Source organism: Tardiphaga sp. GW822-FHT04G09, assembly GCF_058800725.1.
Genome location: NZ_JBXAMO010000002.1, coordinates 62,579 through 84,475, shown reverse-complemented (window position 1 = coordinate 84,475; position 21,897 = coordinate 62,579). Strand labels below are relative to the sequence as shown.

Genomic DNA, 21,897 nt, shown 5'->3' with positions numbered 1-21,897 from the left:
CTTCGGCGACCTGTTGCGAAGTACTCGCCTGTTTTTGAGGGCTAATTCTCCGACACCACCACCAGCTATGCCGGCAAGGGCGTCGTTCGCTATCAGTGGTCATCGCGAATGCCAGAACCGGCGTATTTCAAGAGCCGATTGCCTCGTGGCGCGAGGTAACACTGCTTCGTAGTCCGCGTCGCTCCATCCGGGCGACGGGCTACTGCCGCAGCAAGATCAAGGGGTCGGCGCTGTCAGGAACGCGGCGCCACTGCGCATTGTCGTCGGCCTCGAAATGCCAGGTCTCGCCTGATGCCGACATTATCAGCAATTCGCCACGCTCGAGACGCCACTGCTTGGGATTGAAATTCGCCACGAGAGGCTCGCAGCGCGGCTTCAGGAAGACGGCGAAATTGTCCTGTGTCGTTTCGGTATTGGTCAGCGTCAGGCCACAGATCACGCGGCCGCTGCCGCGCACTATCGACCAGTCGCCAATCATCTGGTCCATCGACTTGGTCAGCGCGCGGGCTGCCGCCAGGTTCTGCAGGATATAGACGCCTTCGCCGGTGCGAATGCCTTCGAAGATGCCGCTCTCGACTTCGGTGAAATCGATCACCGCTTCCCCTGTCGGATTCTGCAGCCGGACGATATCGAGCCCCTTGATAGTCCAGGCGGTGATGTCTTTGGTGAAAGGCAGCGCCTTTGCGCAATCCGGCTCGAGTTCGAGCTTCAGTCCCTGCGGTGACGCATCGTTCTTCAGCGTCACCACGCAGGTCTTGCTGCGCTCGGTGGTCGACAACTCCCACTGCCCGATCATGTTCTTCCGCAGGGAAGCAGCATCCTGAGCCCGCGCCGGCGCGCCGACGAGCATCGCGCCAGCAATGGCCAACGCAAGACATCGACAGCGCACCGACGCGGACTTCACGATCAGCGCCCTTTCACCGGGGTTTCCGCAATCGGCGTCGTCGGCGCCTTGCCGGCGAACCAGAGCTTGAGATTGTCGACCACAAGCTGATCCATCGCGTTACGCGTCACCACCGAGGCCGAGCCGACATGCGGCAGCAGCACGACATTCTGCATCGACTTGAGTTCGTCCGGCACCTTCGGCTCCTGCGCGAACACGTCGAGACCCGCCGCCAGAATGGTGCCCGACTTGAGCGCCGCAATCAGTGCAGGCTCATCGATCACCGAACCGCGCGCGATATTGATGATGATGCCGCGCGGACCGAGCGCCTGCATCACTTCCGCATTGACGAGATTGGCGGTCGAGGCTCCGCCCGGCGTGATGACGATAAGCGTATCGACAGCCTTCGCCATCTCGATCAGGTTCGGATAGTGCTTGTGCGAGACGCCTGCCGCCGGATTGCGCGAATGATAGACCACCGGCACCAGCGACGCGTCGAGACGACGTGCGATCGCCTGACCGATGCGACCCATGCCCACCATGCCGACCTTGCGGTCGCGTAGCGAGCCGACCGTGAGCGGATAAGGCTGCGTCAGCCACAGACCCGAACGGACATATTTGTCGGCCTTGATGAATTCACGGGCGGTGGCGATGAACAGGCCGAGCGCCGTATCGGCGACTTCCTCGGTCAGCACATCGGGCGTGTTGGTGACGAGGATGTTGTTCTCGGCCGCATATTTCGCGTCGATATGATCATAGCCGACGCCGAACGAGGAGATGATTTCGACCTTGGGATATTTCGACAGCACGGCGCTGTTGGTCGGTACCAGACCGGTCACGGCGATACCGCGAATTTTCTCGGCGACACCCGCCGGCAACCGTTCGAGATCGTGCTGGGTTTCATACTTATGCAATACGAACTGATCCGAGAAACCGTTATTGATCAGCGGCTTCGTTGGCCCATAGATCAGCAGGTCGATTTTGTCCGAAGAGATTCCCGTCCCCATTATTTTTCCTTTCGCAGTGCACTCTCATGCCAGCGCCGCAATAATCCGTGGGATACCAGCGCGAGCAGCATATAGATCACAATCCCCGCAACGGACAGCAACAATAACGCGGCGAACATTCGGGGAATATTGAGGCGATAACTGGATTCCGAAATACGATAGGCGAGGCCTGAACCTGCGCCGGCCGCACCCGCCGCGATTTCAGCCGCGACAGCGCCGATCAGCGACAGTCCGCCGGCGATGCGCAATCCGCCAAGTATGAATGGCAGTGCCGCCGGAAGCTTCAGATAGCGCAGCACCTGCCAGCGCGACGCCCGATAGAGCTGGAACAGACCTGCCAGATTGCGATCCACCGAATTGAGGCCCAGCGTGGTATTGGCCAGCACGGGGAAGAACGCCACGATCCAGGCGCAAACCACCACTGCCGTCTGTTGCGGCAGATAGATCAACATCAGCGGTGCAATGGCGATCACCGGCGTCACCTGCAGCACGATCGCATAAGGCAGCAGCGAATATTCCAGCCACTTGGACTGATTGAACAACAGCGCCAGCGCGATCCCGCCAATGGCCGCGGCAATAAAGCCCTCCAGCGCGGTCAGAAGCGTCACGCCCAGCGATTCAGACAGGATCGGCCAGTCCGCAATCAGCGTCTGAAAGACAAGCAAGGGACCAGGCAGCAGATAGGGCGGGATGTCACCGATCCGAACGACGAGGTCCCACAGCGCGATGCCCGCGATGAACACGACAACGGGCCAAACGACACGCTGCCACGGCGTGCTGCTGCCCGGCACGGCCGAACCGCGATCGACGGCCGGTATTGGCTCCAGCCCCCTCATATCTTCGCCTTTGCGTCATTGGCCTTCTCGTCGCCGGCCTGCATCAGCGCCCGCGAGACATCGCGGCAATAGCCGGCATAGGCCACCGACGTACGGAACGCATCGTCGCGCGGCTCGGCGGATTCGATGTGACATTCGGCGCTGGCGCGGCCGGGCCTCGACGTCATCACCACAACGCGCTGCGACAGATAAACCGACTCGAACACCGAATGGGTGACGAAAATGACCGTCTTGCCGAGCTTGCGCCATAGCGACAACAAGTCGTTGTTGAGCCGGAAGCGCGTGATCTCGTCGAGCGCGGCAAACGGCTCGTCCATCAGCAGGATGTCCGGCTCGGTCACCAGGGCGCGCGCCAGCGACGCACGCATCTTCATGCCGCCGGACAATTCGCGCGGATAGGCGTCAGCGAAATCAGCCAGGCCAACCTGCGCCAGCGCCTCGTCCACCCGCGCCGTCGACTGCGTATCCGGCATATGCGCCAGCTTGAGGGGCAGCCGCACATTCTCGCGGATCGTGCTCCACGGCATCAGCGTCGGCTCCTGGAACACAAAGCCAATGGCGCGACCGCTGCTGCGTGCGGCGACATCAACGGTTCCGGCGGACGGCGCGATCAGGCCGGCGATCAGACGCAATGCAGTGGATTTGCCGCAGCCGGACGATCCCAGCAGCGAGACGAACTCGCCCTTGCGAATGTCGAGATCAAGAGGCCCCAGCGCCACGGTGCCGTTGTCATAGACCTTTGTGACACCGCGCAAACGCACGGCGGTAGGGGCATCGCTTGACGAGAAGACAGGCTCGACCATCTGCCGGTTTACTTCTTCGGCCGGAGATCGAGACCGACACCCTTGTTGATGAACTGCAGCGTATAGGCCTTGCGATAGTCGATGTCGCGCTTGACCACGCCAGCGCGCGACATCTTGTCGAAGAAGCTGGCGACACGCGCTTCGCTCATCGCGCCGATACCGTCTTTCAGAGTATCACCCGAGTCGACGATGCCATATTCCTTCATCTTGGCGATGGAATAGGCGAGCAACTCATCGGTCATTTCCGGGTTGAGCTTCTTGATGACCTCATTGGCGGCTTTGTTGTCGCCATAGATATAGTTGTACCAACCGATTATCGAGGCATCGACGAAACGCTGGACGAGATCCGGCCTCTTGTCGACCCATTCGCGGCGCGTTTCGATCAATGTCGAATAGCCGTCGAAACCGTAATCCGCGAGCAGCATCACCGTTGGTTTGAATCCGGCCTGCTTCTCGACCACGAACGGCTCGGACGTGACATAGCCCTGCATCGCGCTGTTCTTGTCGACGATAAAGGGCTGTGCATTGTAGGTGTAAGGCTTGACCTTGGACGCGCTGAAGCCGAGTTCGGACCGCATCCATTGGAAATAACCGGCGACGCCCTCTTTCGAGATCAGCAGTGTCATCGGCTTGAGGTCTTCGAGCTTGGTCACCCTGGGGTCGGGATGCGCCAGAAAGACCTGCGGGTCCTTCTGGAAGATCGCGGCAACAGCGACCACCGGCACATTATTGGCGACGGCATCGAAGGATTGCAGCGTGTTCGCGCTCATGAAGAAGTCGAGCTTGCCTGAAATCAACAGGATGCGGTTGTTCACGTTCGGACCGCCCGGCACGATGGTGACGTCGAGCCCGTATTTCTTGTAGGTGCCGTCCGCGACCGCCTGGAAGAAGCCGCCATGCTCGGCCTCGGCCACCCAGTTGGTGCCGAAACTGACCTTGTCGAGCCTGGTTTCCGCTGCGGCGGGCGACCACACGACCATCATGGCCAGTGTGCCAATGGTTAACGCGCGCAGCAGGGATATCGGGCTCATATTGGACTCCGTCGACCGTTATGGCCCATGATAGGAAGCAATCTGCCGCCAGACTACCCTGCATAACTGACCAAAGAAACGCACCTCGATGACTGCCAACATGCCGCCCCGCGACTGGACTGCCATCCATTGGCCCGACATCGCCAGGAACGATCCGGCGTCCTGGATTGCAGTGCTGCCATTGGCCGCGACCGAGCAGCACGGGCCGCATCTGCCGCTCGGCACCGACGTCATGATTGCGCAGGCCTATCTCGCAGAGGTGCAGCGCCTGCTGCCTCCGGATGTTCCGGCGACGTTTCTGCCGCTTCAACCTGTGGGAATCTCGACCGAGCATCTCGCCTTTCCCGGCACGCTGACACTGCCTACCGAAATCGCGCTGCAGTCCTGGACCGCGATCGGCGAAAGCGTCGCGCGCGCCGGCATTCAGAAACTCGTGATCGTCACCAGCCACGGCGGCAACAGTGCTGCGATGACGCTCGCGGCGCAGGACCTGCGTGCCGAATACGGCATGCTGGTCGCGACCACCGGCTGGAACCGCTTCGGTGCGCCGGATGGCCTGTTCACCGACGAAGAATTGCGTCACGGGATTCATGGCGGCGCCGTGGAAACATCGATCATGCTGGCGCGCTACCCGCAGCATGTCCGCAACGACAAGATCGCAAATTTCACATCGTCGGCGATCGCGATGGAGAAGAACTATCGGTGGCTGTCCGCAAGCCGGCCCGCGCCATTCGCGTGGCAGGCCGAAGACCTTCATCCCGGCGGCGCGATTGGCGATGCCACGCAGGCGTCTGCCGACAAGGGCGAGAGACTGCTGGCGCACGGCGCAAAGGCGTTCTGCGAATTACTGACGGACATGCATCGCTTCGACGTGACGGCGTTTGATCGCGAACCGGACGCCGGTGCGTGAAATGTGGTTAACCGGGCGGATTGCCCGGTTCGCACGACGACATATTCCGTGCGGATGACGACACCGTTCTGAAACCAAAAGAATTTGCCTGAAACCAAATAGTTCGACCGGGTCTCGAACCCGATCCGTTTGGGCTCCGACTGATTGGCATGCAGGCCACGACGGCTGCACTTCAACAGGATGGAGTTATCCCATGTCGATCAAGTCCAAGATTGCTGCTTTCGCTCTCGTTGCTCTTACCGCTGCTGGCACTGTGGCATCGTCCACGCAGTCCGCTCAGGCCAAGGGCCCGGGCATCGGCTTCGGCATCGCCGCCGGTGTGGTCGGCGCCGCGGTCGTCGGCAGCGCCATTGCCGCCAACAACGGCTACTACGGTTACGGATATCGCTGCGGCTGGGTCCGCCAGTATGACGGCTACGGCAACTATGTCGGCCGCGTCCGGACCTGTAACTACTGATCCCTCGATCGACTGAAGTGGATTTGCGTCCGACACGGGCGCCTCATCCACCCCGTGTCGCACCGGACCCGCCCGATTGTCCCCTCGGGCGGGTCTCCTTTTGCGTTATTCGATCGTCATAATCCGGTGTCACATAGTCCTTTGACGCCACGGCCTTCACTTGCGATGAGACTGCAAGTGTTGCCCACTCGCCCCGGCGAATCGGCTGTTTCTGTGGAATATCGAACAGCCTCAAGTGTGGGGACGTGAGTGAGGGTTGACGGCTGTATGAATGCCCCCGGAACGATCGCGAGACCTGCCGTGAAGCGCGTCCAGAAACGCGCTCTGGCTGGCGTTGCGCTGGGTGTCCTTGGGTTGGGCGGCTCGGCCATCGCCGCCGATATGCCGGTCAAGGCGCTGCGCCAGCCACCCGGCTATGACTGGAGCGGCTTCTATCTCGGCGCCCATTTCGGTTATGGCGATGGCAGTTTCGGTCCGGGCGCCAACAGCCTTCCGGCCCAAGGTGTATTTTTACCGTCGACCCCAACCGGGCTGATCGGCGGCTATCAGGCCGGTTACAACAGGCAGTTCAGCAATCATCTGGTTCTTGGCGTCGAAGTCGATGCCAGCTTCACCAGTCCGACCGATACCGCGCGGCTGACGTCGGAGCCTTTCCATACCAGTTTGGACTATTTTGCCACTGCACGCGGCCGGGTCGGCTATGCGGTCGGTACGTGGCTGCCTTATGCGACTGCTGGTCTCGCCTGGGGACGCACCAAGCTCAACCTCAATGACGTCAACGGCGATCTGATCTCCTCGACACCGCGCGATCATGTCGGCTGGACCGCTGGCGCAGGCGTCGAGTTCGCGGTCGGCGGCAATTGGACCGCCAAGGCGGAATACGCCTATCTCGACCTTATGCGGCAGACCTACGATCTCGGCTCGGCGGGCCTGCCGAACGCCAATGTCGATCCGAAGATTCACACATTCAAGCTTGGCATGAACTACAGGCTCGGCGACGCTCCTGCGTGGTCGCCATCGACACCTGTCATGGCAAAAGGCGCGCTGCAGGAATCCACCGACTGGAATGTGCACGGCCAGACGACCTTCATCGCGACCGGTTATCCGAGCTTCCGCTCGCCCTATCAGGGCACCAACAGCCTCTTTGGCGGCGCGCAGGCACGCGAGACCTTCACGACGACCGCGTTCCTCGGCCTGCGTTTGTGGGAAGGCGGCGAGTTCTATTTCAATCCCGAACTGGCGCAGGGCTTCGGTTTCAACGGCACGCTCGGCCTCGCCGGCTTTCCCAATGGCGAGGCGCAGAAGGCCGGCGGCGCCTATCCGAGAATTCGCCCACAGCGCTATTACTTCCGCCAGACGCTCGGTCTCGGCGGCGAGCAGGAAGACGTGTCTGACGCAGCCAACCAATTGGCCGGCAAGCGCGACATCGACCGCATCACGCTGACGGTCGGCCGCTTCGCAATCGGGGATTTCTTCGACGGCAATTCCTACGCCAAGGACCCCCGCGCTGATTTCATGAACTGGGCGATGTGGTCATCAGCCGCCTATGATTTTCCGGCCGACCTGCCCGGCTACACGCGGGGCGCCATCGTCGAATTGAATCGCAAGGACTGGGCAGTTCGCGCCGGCCTGTTCCAGGTGCCGTCAGCACCCAACAGTGACATTCTCAACTTCAAGACCGGCGGCGCGGTCGTCGAGTTCGAGGAACGTCACCAGATATTCGACCAGCCGGGCAAGCTGCGTGTGGGCGCCTTCTTCAATCGCGGCAATACCGGCAACTATCGCGGCGCGCTGGCGATCGAAGCAACTGATCCGACGCTCGATATCAACGACGTGATGTCGTCGATCCGCCGCGCCAGCGACAAATACGGCTTCTACGTCAATGGCGAGCAGCAGATCTTCAACGACGTCGGCATCTTTGCGCGCGCGAGCTGGAACGACGGCCAGAACGAAATTCTGTCCTTCACGGATATCGATCGCAGCGTGTCCGCCGGCGTATCGGTCAAGGGCAGCCATTGGGGCCGCGCCAATGACACGATCGGTCTCGGCGGCGCGATCAATGGACTATCCAGCGCACATCGCGACTTTCTCGCCGCAGGCGGCCACGGATTGCTGATCGGCGACGGGCGGCTGAATTACGGGACCGAGCGTGTGCTCGAAACCTATTACGCCTATGCCATCGACAAGAACTTCACCTTTACGGCCGACTACCAGCTGATTGCGAACCCTGCCTACAACAAGGATCGCGGACCGGTCTCGATCTTCTCAGGCCGATTGCACGGCGAGTTCTAGAGCGTTCTCGCGCGAGCGGGCACTCGTTCGCGCGAAGAAACGCGTCAAGCAAAAGACTCTAGGCCGAATGTTCCAGCGCTGCTGGCAGGAACGTACTCGCCTGCGCCATCTCCCATGCATCGCGAAAGCGCTTGTCGCCGGTGCCATCGACCAGCTCGTTGTGGCGCAGGGCCGGATACATCCGCGTGAAAGACAGGACATCGGTACCGGAGGCGCGATGCGAGAAATGGATCGGGCGAATATCCTGCGGATGATCGAGCCCGGCGGCCGCAATCAGCTCGGCCAGCGCATGCAACGTCGCCTCGTGATAATTGTAAACGCGATCGGTCTTCTGCGGCACGGCGAGCGCACGATTCCGCGTGGGGTCCTGCGTCGTCACGCCTGTGGGGCAGCGATCGGTATGGCAGCTCAGTGACTGGATGCAGCCCAAGGCGAACATGAAGCCGCGCGCCGAATTGCACCAGTCAGCGCCCAGCGCCATGGCGCGGGCGATATCGAAGGCCGTCGCGATCTTGCCGGAGGCGCCAATCTTGATGCGGTCACGCGCGCCGATGCCGATCAGCGCATTGTGCACGAAGTTGACGCCCTCGCGCATCGGCATGCCCAGATGATCCATGAATTCCAGCGGCGCAGCGCCCGTGCCGCCTTCATTGCCGTCGACAACGATGAAATCCGGATAGATGCCGGTCTGCAGCATCGCCTTGCAGATCGCAAGGAATTCCCAGGGATGACCGATACACAGCTTGAAGCCGGCGGGCTTGCCGCCGGACAGCCGGCGCATCTTGTCGATGAATTCCATCATCTCGATCGGCGTCGAGAAAGCCTTGTGATAGGCCGGCGAAATACAATCCTCGCCCATCGCAACGCCGCGGATGCGTGAAATTTCTTCCGACACTTTCGCCGCAGGTAACACGCCGCCATGACCGGGCTTTGCGCCCTGGCTGATCTTGAGCTCGACCATCTTGATCTGATCGCTGACAGCGACGCGCGCGAAAGCCTCAGGATCGAAATTTCCGTCGCGCGTGCGGCACCCAAAATAGCCCGAGCCGACTTCCCAGATCAGGTCGCCACCGTTTTCCTGATGATATGGACTGACGCCGCCTTCGCCGGTGTCATGGGCGAAGTTGCCACGCTTGGCGCCGCCATTCAGTGCGCGGATCGCATTGGGACTGAGCGCGCCGAAGCTCATGGCCGAGATATTCAGCACCGAGGCCGAATAAGGCTTCAGACAATCCGGCCCGCCGATAGTGATACGGAATTGTTCGGGCGCATGCGGCCGCGGCGCCACCGAATGATGCATCCACTCATAGCCCTCTTGGTAGACATCCTTCTGGGTGCCGAAGGGGCGCTTGTCGAGCACCATCTTGGCGCGCTGATAGACCACCGCACGCGTGTCGCGGCTGAATGGCATGCCGTCCTTTTCGCTCTCGAAGAAATACTGTCGCATCTCCGGGCGGATTTCTTCGAGCAGGAAGCGGATATGCGCCGAGATCGGATAGTTGCGCAGAACCGCATGGTCTTTCTGCAGCACGTCGTGAATGCCGAGCATGGTCAGGCCGCCGAATACGATGACCGGGATGACAACGAGAGGGATGACCTTGGGGTCGACGATGCCGATGCCGATCAGCAGCAAGGTGGCGACGCCGCAGATCGTCAAAACGATGAAGCGCGGCGAGAGGGGAAGCATCAACGTTTCCATAGAATTCCTGCCAGACATGAGTGTCACTAGCGTTACACAGGCCCGATGACGCAATCATCACAAGCGCGTTCCCGCAGGGCGTCGCGCCGGAGGCCCAATCTAGCGCGCGCGCTCAATGAATCGTTGAAAAAAGCGCGAAGGCCCCAAACGACAAAACCCGCGTCGAAACGCGGGTTTTGCAGTGCAATGTATCGGGTAGTACCGGGCCGCCCTTAGCGCTCGACGAACGCCTTCTCGATCACGAAGTGGCCCGGTTTCGAGCCGCTGCCTTCAATGAAATCGCGCTCTTCGAACATGATCTTGAGATCTTCGAGCATGTGGGGGCTGCCGCACAGCATGATGCGGTCGGTCTCGATCGAAAGCGGGCCCTGGCCAATGTCGTTGAACAACTGCGACGACGCGATCAGGTCCGTGATCCGGCCGCGGTTGCGGAATGGCTCGCGCGTGACCGTCGGGTAATAGGTGAACTTGTCCTTCATCAGCTCGCCGAACAGCTCGTCCTCGGCCAGCTTGGCGACCAGGCGCTCACCATAAGCAAGTTCGGACACCTGACGGCAGCCATGCACGAGCACCACATGCTCGTAGCGCTCATAGACGTCCGGGTCCTTGATCAGGCTGGCGAACGGCGCGAGACCGGTGCCGGTGGAGAGCATCAGCAGGCGCTTGCCCGGCAGCAGGTTGTCGGTGATCAGCGTGCCGACAGCCTTGCGGCCGACCAGGATGGTGTCGCCTTCCTTGATCTTCTGCAGGCGCGAGGTCAGCGGACCGTCCGGCACCTTGATGCTGAAGAATTCCAGCTCTTCCTCGTGGTTCGCGCTGGCCATGGAATAGGCGCGCAGCAGCGGCTTGCCATCGACTTCCAAGCCGATCATGGCGAACTGGCCGTTCTGGAAGCGGAACGAGGTATCGCGGGTGGCTTTGAAGCTGAAAAGTGTATCGGTCCAATGCTGGACGGAAAGAACTTTCTCTCTGTGAAAGGCGCTCATGAGATCTGATTTTCCAGTGCGGGCTTTTTTAGAACAAGTCCATTGTCTGCCGCGTCACGACGCCGAGAAACCATTGCGGCTATTGGCTAATTTTGGTTCTCGCAGCTGCGAATGACAATTAGTCAAAGAAGCCATGAAGTGCAATTGCGGACTGAGGGAGGCGGTCGATTAATTTCCAAAGCAGGTTACCCATGCAGCAGCAGCCGATCTGGCCGCGACATTAAATTACCCGATATGGGAGGTTTCATTCAATTTCTTGCCGGGCATCGTTAATGGTATCCGGCTGGATCGCCCGATCCCGATCCGGTAGTTTCCGGCCACCTCGTTAAAGTCGTCGCAGGCGGCTTTTCGTTCAATCGTCGGCCCGGTCCTTGATGACATCCCTTCGCGACATCCGGGCTGGAAAGCCCCCGTTCTATCCCGACCAGTCGATCTATGCCGAATATGCCTGCCGTCAGCTAGGGCTAGATTTCGCTGAGGTCGATAGCGGAACGGGGCTGATCTTTACAGTCAGCCGCAACGGCAAGAGCGCATCCTTCGGCGCCGGGCGCGGCTCGTTCTTTCCGCAGAACAATGCCACCGCTGCGACGCTGGCGAATGACAAGTATTTTGCCAATGTGCTGATGGAGCGCGCCGGCGTCCCGACCTTGGGCGGGAAGTACTTCTTCCTGCATGAGCGCTATCGCGCCCATCGCCCGCCCGGCCACGAACATGCCGATGCGGTCTGGCATTTCGCCGAGCTGGGCGACCGGGCCTTCATCAAGCCGCTGATGGGATCGCGCGGTGATTTCGCCGAGATCGTCGCGGGCGGCGATGCGCTGATGGCCTATCTCGGGCAGGTCGCACAGTATTATGACGCGATCCTGATGCAGCGCGTCTATGCCGGCCAGGAATATCGCATCTTCATCCTCGACGACGAGGTCGTGTATTGCGCGCAGAAAACGTCGCCCTTTGTGACAGGCGACGGCAAGGCGACGCTCAGGCAATTGATCGCCGCGGAGACGTCCGCACTGGACCGCCACGGCATTTCGTCGGCCACCACTGGTCTCGACGACATCTCCCTCGATCGTGTGCTGCCATACGGCGAGCGGCGCGCGATTCCGGGCCGGATGAATCGCAGCGCAGGCGGCAGCATGAGCTTTGCGGCGCCGGGTAACGAGACTGTCGCCTTTGCAATGGCGCTACAGGCCGTCAAGGCGCTGGGCCTGCGCGCCGGCGCCGTCGACCTGTTTACGGATATCGACGGCGATGCGGCGGCCTTGCGCGTCATCGAGGTCAATGCCAATCCCTCGATCCGCTTTCTTGAAGACAGCGGCCGCGAGGACCTGATCCTGCGCATCTGGCGGCATACATTCACGGCGATCGGCCTGCTCGATGTTTAACCTGCCCAAATATGGCGACGGCCTCTGCCTCGCACGGCTGGCGATGCTGCTCGACGCGCTGTCGATCGATCGATCACGGCTGCGAAAGCATTCAGTCGTCGTCACCGGCTCCAACGGCAAGGGCTCGACGGCGGCATTCTGCGCCAGCATCGGCCGCGCCTTCGGCCTGCGCACGGGACTGTTCACCTCGCCGCATCTCTATCGCTTCAACGAGCGCTTTCAGATCGACGGCGTGCCTGTCGATGACGAATTGCTGGAAGCTCTGGTGCTGCGTGTTGCGACCGCCATCGCCGATCTCAAGCAGCACACCCTGCATGAGACATTCGGGGCCTTCGAGGCACAGTTCGCACTGGCTTGCCTGTATTTCCAGGAGACCGAATGCGAATTCGCGGTATTCGAAGCAGGCATCGGCGGACGCTACGATCCGGTTCGCCTCGTCGGCGCCGACATCACCTGCGTGACGTCGGTCGACCTCGAACATGTCAACCTGCTCGGCAACTCGCTGGCGCTGATCGCCTGTGACAAGAGCGATGCGTGCATCTCGGGCGGCACGGTCGTCTATGGCGAGAACTGCCTGCCCCTGCGCGGCAATCTCGCCGAGTACAATCTGAACCGCAACGTCACCGGCCTGCATATCGGCGACGAGATCACCATCAGCAACGTATTCGCGTCGGTCAAAGGCCAGACCTTCAACTGCCGGCTCGGCGCATTCGATCTGCGCGCGCTCGAACTCATGCTGGCCGGCGAGTTCCAGCTCAACAATGCCGCCATAGCGGCTGCGCTGTTCATTCTCTGGATGCAGCGCATGCATCCGGACGCGACCACCAGCGCCATCGATCTCGCGGTCCGCACCGGGCTGCGCGATACCCGATGGCCGGGACGGCTCGAGATCATCCAGCGCGATCCCCTGACCGTCATCGATGTCGGCCATACGCCTGATGGCGTGGCACAGGCCCTGAAGAGCCTTCGCGCCATCCATGGCGACGACAACTGGCTGCTGGTGCTCGGCGTCTCCGGCGACAAGAATGTCGACGATATCGCCAGGCATCTCGCGCCTCGCTTCGACACGATCGTCTGCACCCGCGCCTATCACAAGGGCGCCGATGCGCGCGTGGTCGGCGCTGCGGCACGCAAGGCGCATCCGGCGGCGCGCATTCATGTGGCCAATGAGATCGAGGATGCGGTGCGCCTGAGCCAGCAACTGGCGCGCGCCGTACCGCGCAAGATCTATGTTGCCGGCGGGCTGTTTGCGGCGATCGAATATGCCACGGTGCTGCGCGGCGGCAAGGCGCAAGATTTGGTGTTTTTCTGAGGCTGTTTTTGACAGTTTGTGCTCAGTTCGTCCCGCCTGCGGAATCGTCCAGCGCCTTGAAGCTCTCTTCGAGCTGCGGCGAGATCGAGACGCCCATGCGTTCGCCGGTCGGCAGGCGCGCGACGAACCATTTGTTGTAGAGCGGGATCAGATCGCGGTTGGAGCCGAGCCGGCGAAACGCGCGCTCGACCACGTCACTCAACTGCTTCTCGCCCTTGCGGAACATGATGCCGTAGGGATCGTAGGACAGGTAATCGCCGACCACGCGGAACTTGTCCTGCGACTTGTGCCGCGCGATCAGACCCGACAGCAGGATGTCGTCGGTCGCGAAGGCATCGGCCTTGCCGTCGACCAGCATCTGGTAGCTCTGCTCATGATCGGGTGAGACCACGATGTTAAGGCCGAGATTGAATTTCTTGTCGACCGCATGCATGGCCTGTTCGTTGGTCGTGCCCTTGGTGACGACGATGGTCTTGCCCTTGAAGTCGGTCGGCGCAGTCCCGGTCGTCGTTTTCGGCACCATCAGCTTGGTGCCGGCAACGAATATCAGCGGCGAGAATGCGACCAGCTTGCGCCGTTCGGCATTGGCCGTGGTCGATCCGCATTCGAGATCGATCTTGCCGTCGATCACCGCGGGGATGCGATCGTCCGACGTCACCTTGACGTATTCGATCTTCAACGCGGGATCGTCCACCTCGATGCCGATGTCCTCGACGATGGCCTCGCAGAGTTCGAGGCTGTAGCCGATCGGCCGGCCCGCCTGATCGAGAAACGAGAACGGCGGCGAGCTTTCTCGATAGCCGAGCTTGACCACATGCGCCTGCTTGATCGCGGCCAGCGTCGGGCTAAGGCCTTCTGCAGGCGCTTGCGCCTGCGCAGTCGTCGCCAGCAGCAGCGCGGCCAGCCATCCGCCCGGTAGCGACATCGTCCATGCGCGACGCATCGTCGACCTCAACCGTGTCCGAGTGCCGGGATCGTTCCGGATATCAGCTCCTCATCGGGACCGACCGCATCCGCCGGAGCCAGTTCCCCCTCCCATTTCGCGACCACCGCCGTGGCCAGCGAGTTGCCGATCACATTGGTGGCGCTGCGGCCCATGTCCAGGAACGTATCGATGCCCATGATCATCAACAGGCCCGCTTCGGGAATGTTGAACTGGCTGAGCGTCGACGCGATCACCACCAGCGAGGCGCGCGGCACACCGGCCACGCCCTTCGAGGTGATCATCAACGTCGCCAGCATCGCGAGCTGCGTGCCGAGCGACATCTCGATATGATAGGTCTGCGCGATGAAGATACTGGCGAAGGTGCAATACATCATCGTGCCGTCGAGATTGAACGAATAGCCCAGCGGCAATACGAAGCTGGAGATTCGCGAGGACGCGCCGAAGCGGTTGAGGCCCTCCAGCGTCTTCGGATAGGCGGCTTCCGAACTTGCGGTGGAGAACGCGATCATCAGCGGTTCGCGGATCAGCCGCAGCAGATGACCGTAGCGCGGGCCGATGACGACGAAGCCGACCACCACGAGGATGCCCCACAGGATCGCCAGCGACAGATAGAAACCGCCCATGAAGACGATCAGCTTCCACAATACGCCGAGCCCGTTCTTCGACACCGTCGCCATGATCGCCGCCCACACCGCGAGAGGTGCGAACAGCATCACATAGCCCGTCACCTTCAGCATGATGTGACCGAGGTCATCGATCAGCGCCAGCATCGGCTTGGAGCGTTCCGGCATGGCGCCCATCGCAACGGCGAAGAACACCGCGAAGATCACGATCTGCAGGATCTCGTTCTGCGCCATCGCATCCGCGATGGAGGTCGGGATCAAATGGGTGAGGAATTTTTCAATGGAGAAAGCCGACACCGGCAAGCCCGTCGACTGGCCTGCGGCCGGCAGCGTTCCCGGGAAATTTGCGCCGGGTTGCAACAGGTTGACCATCACCAGGCCGAGCAGCAGCGAAATGAAGGAAGCGCTGACGAACCAGCCCATGGTCTTGGCGAAGATGCGGCCGAGCTTGGAGCCGGAGCCCATATGGGCGATGCCGCCGACCAGCGTGGCGAAGACCAGGGGCGCGATGATCATCTTGATCAGCCGCAGAAACAGCATCGCGATCAGATTGACATCGGCCGCGATCTCGCCGCGGCTATCGGGCAAATAGTTGAAAACCAGCGAGCCCATCACGATGCCCAGCGCCATCGCGATCAGAATGAATTGCGTAAACCTGTTCGACATACCGACCCCCGTTACACATTCCCAACTGCGACAGTCTGTCATATTGATCGGGGCACGCAACAAGCTTCGTCAGCCGCGTACCGTTTCGGTATTATCGGGCGGCAAATAGCCGTTGTGGAATGCCGCGCTGCCGCATAGCGTCATTCGCCAACTACAAAAACTGTGCAGCCTGATCGTTTTGTGCGCGGCGGCTGCAACAGGTTTCGACAGAAGAAGAAGAAACAGGGAGACAACGGCCATGACCGACATAACGCCCGACACCGTCAATCATCAGGTGCTGCTCGTCGAAAAGCCCACAGGAAAACTGGGCCCCGAGCATTTCAAACTATCAAAGGGCAAGGTTCCCGAACCGAAGGACGGCGAGGCGCTGCTCCGCGTACGTTACATCTCGCTCGATGCTGCCAATCGCGCATGGATGCATGGCGCAACCTATCGCGCGGCCGTCGAGGCCAATACGGTCATGGCGGGTGGCGGCATCGCCGAGGTCGTGTCGTCGAAGTCGCCTGCGCTGAAGCCGGGCGATATCGTGTTCGGCGACACCGGCTGGCAGAATTACGCGGCGGTGCCGGCCAAGCATCTCAACAAGATGCCACGTATGGAACCGATGACGCATCTGCTCAGCGTCTATGGCATCGCCGGACTGACGGCCTATTTCGGCCTGCTCGACGTCGGCAAGCCCAAGGCCGGCGAGACCGTCGTGGTCTCGGCGGCGGCCGGTTCGGTCGGCTCCATCGTCGGCCAGATTGCCAAGATCAAGGGCTGCCGTGTGATCGGCATCGCCGGCGGCAAGGATAAATGCGACTGGCTCACCAGGGAACTCGGCTTCGATGCCGCGGTGGACTACAAGGACGGCGCGGTGTTCAAGGCGCTGAAGGCGGCGGCGCCGGGTGGCATCGACGTCTATTTCGACAATGTCGGCGGCGACATTCTCGAGGCCTGTCTCGCACAAATGAATCTCAACGGCCGCATCGCCTGCTGCGGCGCCATCTCGCAATATGACGGCGCGCCCTCTGCGACCGGCCCGCGCGGCGTCCCCGGCCTCATCGTGGTGAAACGCCTGATCATGCAGGGCTTCATCGTGATGGACTATATGAACCAGCGCGAAAAGGCGCTGGCCGATCTGCAGTCCTGGGTCGCCTCGGGCAAGCTCAAGGTCCAGGAAGATGTCATCGACGGGCTCGAGAACACGCCGCAGGCGCTGATCGGTTTGCTGGCCGGTGAGAACCGCGGCAAGCGAATGGTGAAGGTGTAAGAGTACATCGGGCAGAGCCTCTTCCTTTTCCCTCCCTCAAGCGCGGCGAAGCCTCGCGAAGCTTCGCTTCGCGCTGCCCGCGCATGACGGCGTGTAAGGATCGTAGGATGGGGTGAGCGCAGCGAAACCCATCGCTTTCGTGCGCGTGAATGATGGGTTTCGCTCCGGCGCGCTGCGCCTGCGCTCTACCCATCCTACGGCCTCATCAGATTCAACTGTCAAACAGCCACTGTTCTCCAGACATGCGTCATCGCCCCTGTTGTTGGCGGCGCGGGGGCGCCGTCGTCGCTTGCATTCCCGCCCCCTGGCGAGAGGGCGTGCGGAACGCCGGGTGCCCGATGCACCCCTGGGCCTGATGCCGATGCGGTCTTCCGCAAGGGTATGCATCAGGACTTTCGGAAAGCACGGGCGATTGCCCGGCGTTCCGCCTGCGGTGTTTTTTCGGCTTGCTGAATGCTTGCCCAAGCAACCGATCAAGGTCACCCTTGTTTGGCCCTGCGCGACAGGGCCGGGGGAGCGCAGCTCTTGGGCCGGACGCGTTTCGAATCTGGTCGTCCGTCACTTGATCCGCAGGCCCGTTCCATCCGAAGGCCAGCCATACCGCCTGTCCCAGTGGTATCCTGACCACAGGCGATGCGGCCTGCCCGCAGACAGCCGTTACCCACACATCCCGTGACGCCGCATCTCCGGCGTCCACCGCATCCCGCCCCGCAATCGTGACGATCGCGATCGCCCCTCTCGGTGGGGCAGGACGAAGGGGAAAATAATCAAGATGGGGATGCTGTCAATAGATATAGGAAAAAATGTTTGATGGCTCCCTGCTGCCCCGGAATGACGGGCCAGGCAGACACCCTCAGGCAAACCAATCGGTGTGGCGGGGAATCCCGAATGAGGAGCCATGCAGATCCCGCGGCAGGGCCGGCTTGCGACGTCCTATCCACCCGTCCCGTGCTTTTGTATGACCTAGCCCTCACTCCCTCCAGCCCACCGATATCGCGGAAAAAGGAAAATCCATGACTGATGCGGCGACTGACGCGGCCAATGCTGAACTCGAAGCCGCCGGCTGGAGCATCATGGACGATGACGGGTTCATCCATTTCGTCGGCCCGATGTGGCACCGGATCGTCGATGGCATCCATGAATTCGCCATTCTCGGCCAGGACAAGCATCGCAACCGCCGCGGCGTGGTTCAGGGCGGGGCGGTGATGACGCTGGCCGATCGCAGCTGCGGCATGGCGGCGCGCGAGGCTGCGGGGGTCGAGGCGCTCGCCACGGTCCAGATGGACACTTATTTCGTCGATGCCGCGCGGATCGGCGACCTGATGATCTCGCGGCCCAAGGTCCTGCGCGCCACCAAGAGTCTGATCTTCATGAGCACCGAGGTCAGCGTGAACGATCACGTTGTCGCGACTGCGCATGGCGTCTTCAAAACAGTCCGCGACCGGACCGATGCCGGCCGCAAAAACGACTGATCTGACCGCCGCCGCGGCTTTTCCGTCATCTCCACGGGATTTTTTTGTGCGGGGCGGAACGAAAGCTCGCGCAGTTCGCTTAGCACACATACGAACCTAATCAGTTTTTACGCGACCTATACTTATATCCCATTGATCACGCTCTGACGGGCCGATGCTTTCGACCCGAACTATCCCGGCCCCATAACCGATGGAACCAGGGATCAAGGTTCAATCCCATGGCCCACCCTGTCGTAAACGACACCACCCTCCCCGCGACCATTCTCGTCGTCGAGGATGACGTGCTGCTCCGCATGTATGCGGTCGAAATGATCGAGGAAGCCGGTTTCCGGGTGATCGAGGCGCAGGATGCGGACGCTGCGATCCGCGTGCTCGAAGCTCGCAACGATATCCGCATCATCTTTACCGATATCGACATGCCCGGCTCGATGAACGGGCTCAAGCTCGCCCATGCGGTCGCCAATCGCTGGCCGCCAATTCGCATCATCGCGACATCAGGCCACTTCGGGGTGCGCGAAGGCGACCTGCCGCATGGCGGCCGCTTCATCCCCAAACCCTATCGGCAGCATCAGGTCATCGGCGCCCTGACCGAACTGGCCTATCCCGGCAGCGCATTCGGCAGCTGATAAGCCCGTTCGCGATTCCCTCGCGCTTGACGCCTCCACACCGCCGACAAGCGGTAGCGGGCTAAGGCGCTCGCCTGACAGGCACGACACCGCGCGTCCGCTCAGGATGCGCCTGGCGCAGCACGTCGCTCAGGACAATGGCGGCACGCGACGCTTCGTGATTCGCCAGCCAGCGTTCGAAATCCGGCACCGGCAGCGCGGGTGAATAGACGAAGCCCTGGATAACGTCGCAGCCGAGTTCGACGAGAATCCGGCGCTGCCCCTCGGTCTCGACGCCCTCGGCCACCACGATCATGTCGAGGCTCTGGCCGACGCGCACGATGGCGCGCGTGATCGCCAGCGCGCTGGCTTCGCTCTCGATATCGCGCATGAAGCTGCGGTCGATCTTCAGCTCACGGATCGGCAGATGCGCGAGACGGCTGAGGCTGGAATAGCCGGTGCCGAAATCATCCATTGACAGCCGCACGCCGGACTTGCGGATTTTCTCCATGGTCTCGACCGCCGTCGAATGCTCGGTCATCACCACGCCTTCGGTGATCTCCAGCATCAGCATGTCCGGCGACAGGCCGTTCTCGGCGATGATATCGCCGACCAGCGTGGCGAGATCGCCATTCTGGAAGTTGATCGGCGACAGATTGACCGACACGCAGGGTACATCGATGCCGCTGCGACGCCAGCCGGCGATCTGCCGGCAGGCCTCGCGCAGCGACCAGGTGCCGATCAGCTCGATCAGCCCGTATTCTTCCGCGAGCGGGATGAATTTCGACGGCGGCACTTCGCCGAGCACCGGATCGTACCAGCGGGCCAGCGCCTCGACACCGTAAAGGCGACCGTCAGCACGTACCTGCGGCTGATAATGAAGCCGCAGCGCATCCTGGGCGATCGCCTTGCGCAGCGCCGTGCTGAAGGCGAGTCGTTCCTCGCTGACGCGGTTCATCTCGGCGCTGAAGAAGCGATAGGTCGAGCGGCCGGCCTGCTTGGCCTGATACATCGCCGCATCGGCTTGTTTGAGCAGACCGTCGATGTCGCCGGCGTTGTCGGGATAGATGCTGACGCCGATGCTGGCCGATACCGGCACCAGCTTGGCGCCAAGCTGCATGGGCGGCAGCAATGTCTCGAGCAGGTGGCCGGCGATCAGGGCGGCGCCTTCAACATCACAATTCGGCAGCACAATGACGAACTCGTCGCCGCCCTGCCGGCTCAGCGTATCGGCCGGCCGGATCTGCTTGCACAGGCGCTGCGTGACCTTGACCAGCAACTCGTCGCCGATGGAATGACCAAGCGTATCGTTGACGTCCTTGAAGTGATCGATATCGAGGAACATCACGGCAATGCGGTCCCGCGACCTGTTCCTGTCGATCAGCGCCGTCAGGATCTGGCGCAGTTGCGCGCGGTTCGGCAGGCCGGTCAGGGCATCGAAATAGGCCAGACGCGCGATCTCGCTGCGGGCCTCGTGCCGTTCAATGGCCAGCGCGCACAGATGCACACAGGCATCGACGATGGTCTGGTGCCAGCGCGTCGGGCCCCGCAACTCGTGGAAGTAGAAGGCAAAGGCACCGATCACGCGACCATCCCGCGCCTTGATCGGCGTCGACCAGCAGGCGTGCAAGCCGGCTTGCAACGGCAGGCTGCGATAGAGCTGCCACCGCGGATCGGTGGCAATATCGGTAGCCAGCACCGCGTGACCGAGAAAGGCCGCCGCGCCGCAGGCCCCCTCATCGGGACCGATGGCAATACCGTCAATGGTCGGCGCGAAGGCCGGCGGGAGGCTGGGGCCGCCGAGCGGATGGAGCCGACCTTCCGCGTCCACATGCAGCACCGACGAGACGATATCGGGCGCGATGGCTTCGACGCGGTGGCAGAGGTCGCCGATCACATCCACGACCGGCATATCGTTGGCCAGATTCTCGAGCACGTGATGCTGCAGCGAATTGATCTGCTTGCTCTCGGTGATGTCGTCGAGCACCGCGACCAGATGCTCGACCTCGCCGGCTTCATTGCGGCCTGCATTGACGGTGCCTGAGATCCAGATCTCGTGACCGCCCTTGTCGTAGACAAGGAGATCTTCCTGACCGTGGCCGTCGGCATCGATCTGTGCCTGAAACCGCTGCAGCGCTTCGTTGTCGGTATACTCTCCGGTCAACAAATCCCGGGGGTGTTTGCCGATCGCTTCCGCAAGCGTGTATCCGAACAGCTCCGTGAAAGCGTTGTTGACATAGACGATGGTCATGTCGCGCTTGGACACCATCACGACACGGTCGGTCTTTTCGGCAACCAGCGCCATCAGCGCATTTTGCTCGCGGAGGCGGACATCGTCGGTCACGTCGCGGATAAAGCTGATATAGAGCGTCTTGCCGGCATAATCGACGCGCGTGATCGAGAACGCGCCCCAGGTCTCGCTGCCGTCCTTGCGGCTGATCCTGAACTCGCGGCGCCCCTTGACCGCCGCCTGCGGATCCGTGGCAGACTTTGCCGCAATCACACCATCGAGATGTTCGCGCACATCGAGCGGAACAAGAACGCCGACCTGCTGCCCGACGACTTCGTCGCGGTGATATCCCCACATCCGCTCGGCCGCGGCATTGAAGTGCCGGATCTTGTTGTCGATACCCGTAACGACGACAGCATCGACCGCCTGTTCGAATGCGGAGAACAGCGCCTTCGCGGCTTCACTGGGCTGGCCGACAGGACTTGTAGGCATGAAACGACCTTCG

18 protein-coding genes are annotated in these 21,897 nt (G+C 61.6%); 8 read left to right on the top strand and 10 right to left on the bottom strand.

All coding sequences use genetic code 11. The annotated features are described in order from the left end of the window. Nucleotides 1-199 precede the first annotated feature (199 nt). Genes AC1RLZ_RS04130 through AC1RLZ_RS04110 form a run of 5 tightly spaced genes read right to left on the bottom strand, consistent with a single transcriptional unit; the run spans nucleotide 200 to nucleotide 4,560 of the window. Nucleotides 200-850 carry an AprI/Inh family metalloprotease inhibitor gene (locus tag AC1RLZ_RS04130; RefSeq protein WP_493187985.1) on the bottom strand — a complete coding sequence of 217 codons (651 nt, stop codon included), beginning with the start codon at nucleotides 848-850 and terminating at the stop codon, nucleotides 200-202. Between the two features lie 56 nt (nucleotides 851-906). Further along, nucleotides 907-1,890 carry a 2-hydroxyacid dehydrogenase gene (locus AC1RLZ_RS04125; RefSeq protein WP_493187595.1) on the bottom strand — a complete coding sequence of 328 codons (984 nt, stop codon included), beginning with the start codon at nucleotides 1,888-1,890 and terminating at the stop codon, nucleotides 907-909. Then, nucleotides 1,890-2,726: an ABC transporter permease gene (locus AC1RLZ_RS04120; RefSeq protein ID WP_493187594.1), complete on the bottom strand. Its 837-nt coding sequence runs from the start codon at nucleotides 2,724-2,726 to the stop codon at nucleotides 1,890-1,892. The genes AC1RLZ_RS04125 and AC1RLZ_RS04120 overlap by 1 nt, the downstream gene beginning before the upstream one ends. Then, entirely contained in the window at nucleotides 2,723-3,529 is an 807-nt protein-coding gene (locus tag AC1RLZ_RS04115; RefSeq protein ID WP_493187593.1) for an ABC transporter ATP-binding protein, read from the bottom strand. Before AC1RLZ_RS04115 ends, AC1RLZ_RS04120 begins: the two co-directional genes overlap by 4 nt. An 8-nt stretch (nucleotides 3,530-3,537) precedes the next feature. Continuing rightward, nucleotides 3,538-4,560: an ABC transporter substrate-binding protein gene (locus AC1RLZ_RS04110; protein ID WP_493187592.1), complete on the bottom strand. Its 1,023-nt coding sequence runs from the start codon at nucleotides 4,558-4,560 to the stop codon at nucleotides 3,538-3,540. An 88-nt stretch (nucleotides 4,561-4,648) separates the two neighbouring features. On the opposite strand from AC1RLZ_RS04110, the gene AC1RLZ_RS04105 reads away from it, so the two are divergent. The 3 genes from AC1RLZ_RS04105 (at nucleotide 4,649) to AC1RLZ_RS04095 (ending at nucleotide 8,219) form a co-directional block, all read left to right on the top strand. Then, complete coding sequence (locus AC1RLZ_RS04105; protein WP_493187591.1) at nucleotides 4,649-5,470, top strand: creatininase family protein; 822 nt, start codon at nucleotides 4,649-4,651, stop codon at nucleotides 5,468-5,470. A gap of 193 nt (nucleotides 5,471-5,663) precedes the next feature. Continuing rightward, nucleotides 5,664-5,927 carry a hypothetical protein gene (locus AC1RLZ_RS04100; RefSeq protein WP_092140059.1) on the top strand — a complete coding sequence of 88 codons (264 nt, stop codon included), beginning with the start codon at nucleotides 5,664-5,666 and terminating at the stop codon, nucleotides 5,925-5,927. A gap of 381 nt (nucleotides 5,928-6,308) precedes the next feature. Then, the gene (locus AC1RLZ_RS04095; protein WP_493187984.1) at nucleotides 6,309-8,219 is read left to right on the top strand and encodes a carbohydrate porin; all 1,911 of its coding nucleotides are present in this window, start codon (nucleotides 6,309-6,311) and stop codon (nucleotides 8,217-8,219) included. Nucleotides 8,220-8,277: 58 nt separating this feature from the next. On the opposite strand, the gene AC1RLZ_RS04090 is transcribed toward AC1RLZ_RS04095, so the two are convergent. Both AC1RLZ_RS04090 and AC1RLZ_RS04085 read right to left on the bottom strand, forming a co-directional pair. Further along, complete coding sequence (locus tag AC1RLZ_RS04090; RefSeq protein WP_493187590.1) at nucleotides 8,278-9,918, bottom strand: FMN-binding glutamate synthase family protein; 1,641 nt, start codon at nucleotides 9,916-9,918, stop codon at nucleotides 8,278-8,280. A 212-nt stretch (nucleotides 9,919-10,130) separates the two neighbouring features. Next, nucleotides 10,131-10,904, bottom strand: a complete 774-nt coding sequence (locus tag AC1RLZ_RS04085) for a ferredoxin--NADP reductase (RefSeq protein WP_493187589.1) — start codon at nucleotides 10,902-10,904, stop codon at nucleotides 10,131-10,133. A gap of 374 nt (nucleotides 10,905-11,278) precedes the next feature. On the opposite strand from AC1RLZ_RS04085, the gene AC1RLZ_RS04080 reads away from it, so the two are divergent. Both AC1RLZ_RS04080 and AC1RLZ_RS04075 read left to right on the top strand, forming a co-directional pair. Then, nucleotides 11,279-12,286, top strand: a complete 1,008-nt coding sequence (locus AC1RLZ_RS04080; protein ID WP_493187588.1) for an ATP-grasp domain-containing protein — start codon at nucleotides 11,279-11,281, stop codon at nucleotides 12,284-12,286. Then, complete coding sequence (locus AC1RLZ_RS04075) at nucleotides 12,279-13,598, top strand: bifunctional folylpolyglutamate synthase/dihydrofolate synthase (RefSeq protein ID WP_493187587.1); 1,320 nt, start codon at nucleotides 12,279-12,281, stop codon at nucleotides 13,596-13,598. Before AC1RLZ_RS04080 ends, AC1RLZ_RS04075 begins: the two co-directional genes overlap by 8 nt. Before the next feature lie 22 nt (nucleotides 13,599-13,620). On the opposite strand, the gene AC1RLZ_RS04070 is transcribed toward AC1RLZ_RS04075, so the two are convergent. Both AC1RLZ_RS04070 and AC1RLZ_RS04065 read right to left on the bottom strand, forming a co-directional pair. Further along, nucleotides 13,621-14,541 carry an amino acid ABC transporter substrate-binding protein gene (locus AC1RLZ_RS04070; RefSeq protein ID WP_493187586.1) on the bottom strand — a complete coding sequence of 307 codons (921 nt, stop codon included), beginning with the start codon at nucleotides 14,539-14,541 and terminating at the stop codon, nucleotides 13,621-13,623. Nucleotides 14,542-14,549: 8 nt separating this feature from the next. Further along, complete coding sequence (locus AC1RLZ_RS04065; RefSeq protein WP_493187585.1) at nucleotides 14,550-15,833, bottom strand: dicarboxylate/amino acid:cation symporter; 1,284 nt, start codon at nucleotides 15,831-15,833, stop codon at nucleotides 14,550-14,552. A 238-nt stretch (nucleotides 15,834-16,071) separates the two neighbouring features. Here AC1RLZ_RS04065 and AC1RLZ_RS04060 point away from each other — a divergent pair, with 238 nt between their 5' ends. The 3 genes from AC1RLZ_RS04060 (at nucleotide 16,072) to AC1RLZ_RS04050 (ending at nucleotide 19,183) form a co-directional block, all read left to right on the top strand. Beyond that, on the top strand, nucleotides 16,072-17,085 hold the full coding sequence (locus AC1RLZ_RS04060; RefSeq protein WP_493187584.1) for an NADP-dependent oxidoreductase: 1,014 nt from the start codon (nucleotides 16,072-16,074) through the stop codon (nucleotides 17,083-17,085). A 1,013-nt stretch (nucleotides 17,086-18,098) separates the two neighbouring features. Then, entirely contained in the window at nucleotides 18,099-18,557 is a 459-nt protein-coding gene (locus tag AC1RLZ_RS04055) for a PaaI family thioesterase (protein ID WP_493187583.1), read from the top strand. Nucleotides 18,558-18,775: 218 nt separating this feature from the next. Then, on the top strand, nucleotides 18,776-19,183 hold the full coding sequence (locus AC1RLZ_RS04050) for a response regulator (protein WP_493187582.1): 408 nt from the start codon (nucleotides 18,776-18,778) through the stop codon (nucleotides 19,181-19,183). A 61-nt stretch (nucleotides 19,184-19,244) separates the two neighbouring features. On the opposite strand, the gene AC1RLZ_RS04045 is transcribed toward AC1RLZ_RS04050, so the two are convergent. Continuing rightward, entirely contained in the window at nucleotides 19,245-21,884 is a 2,640-nt protein-coding gene (locus AC1RLZ_RS04045) for an EAL domain-containing protein (protein ID WP_493187581.1), read from the bottom strand. Nucleotides 21,885-21,897: the final 13 nt, after the last annotated feature.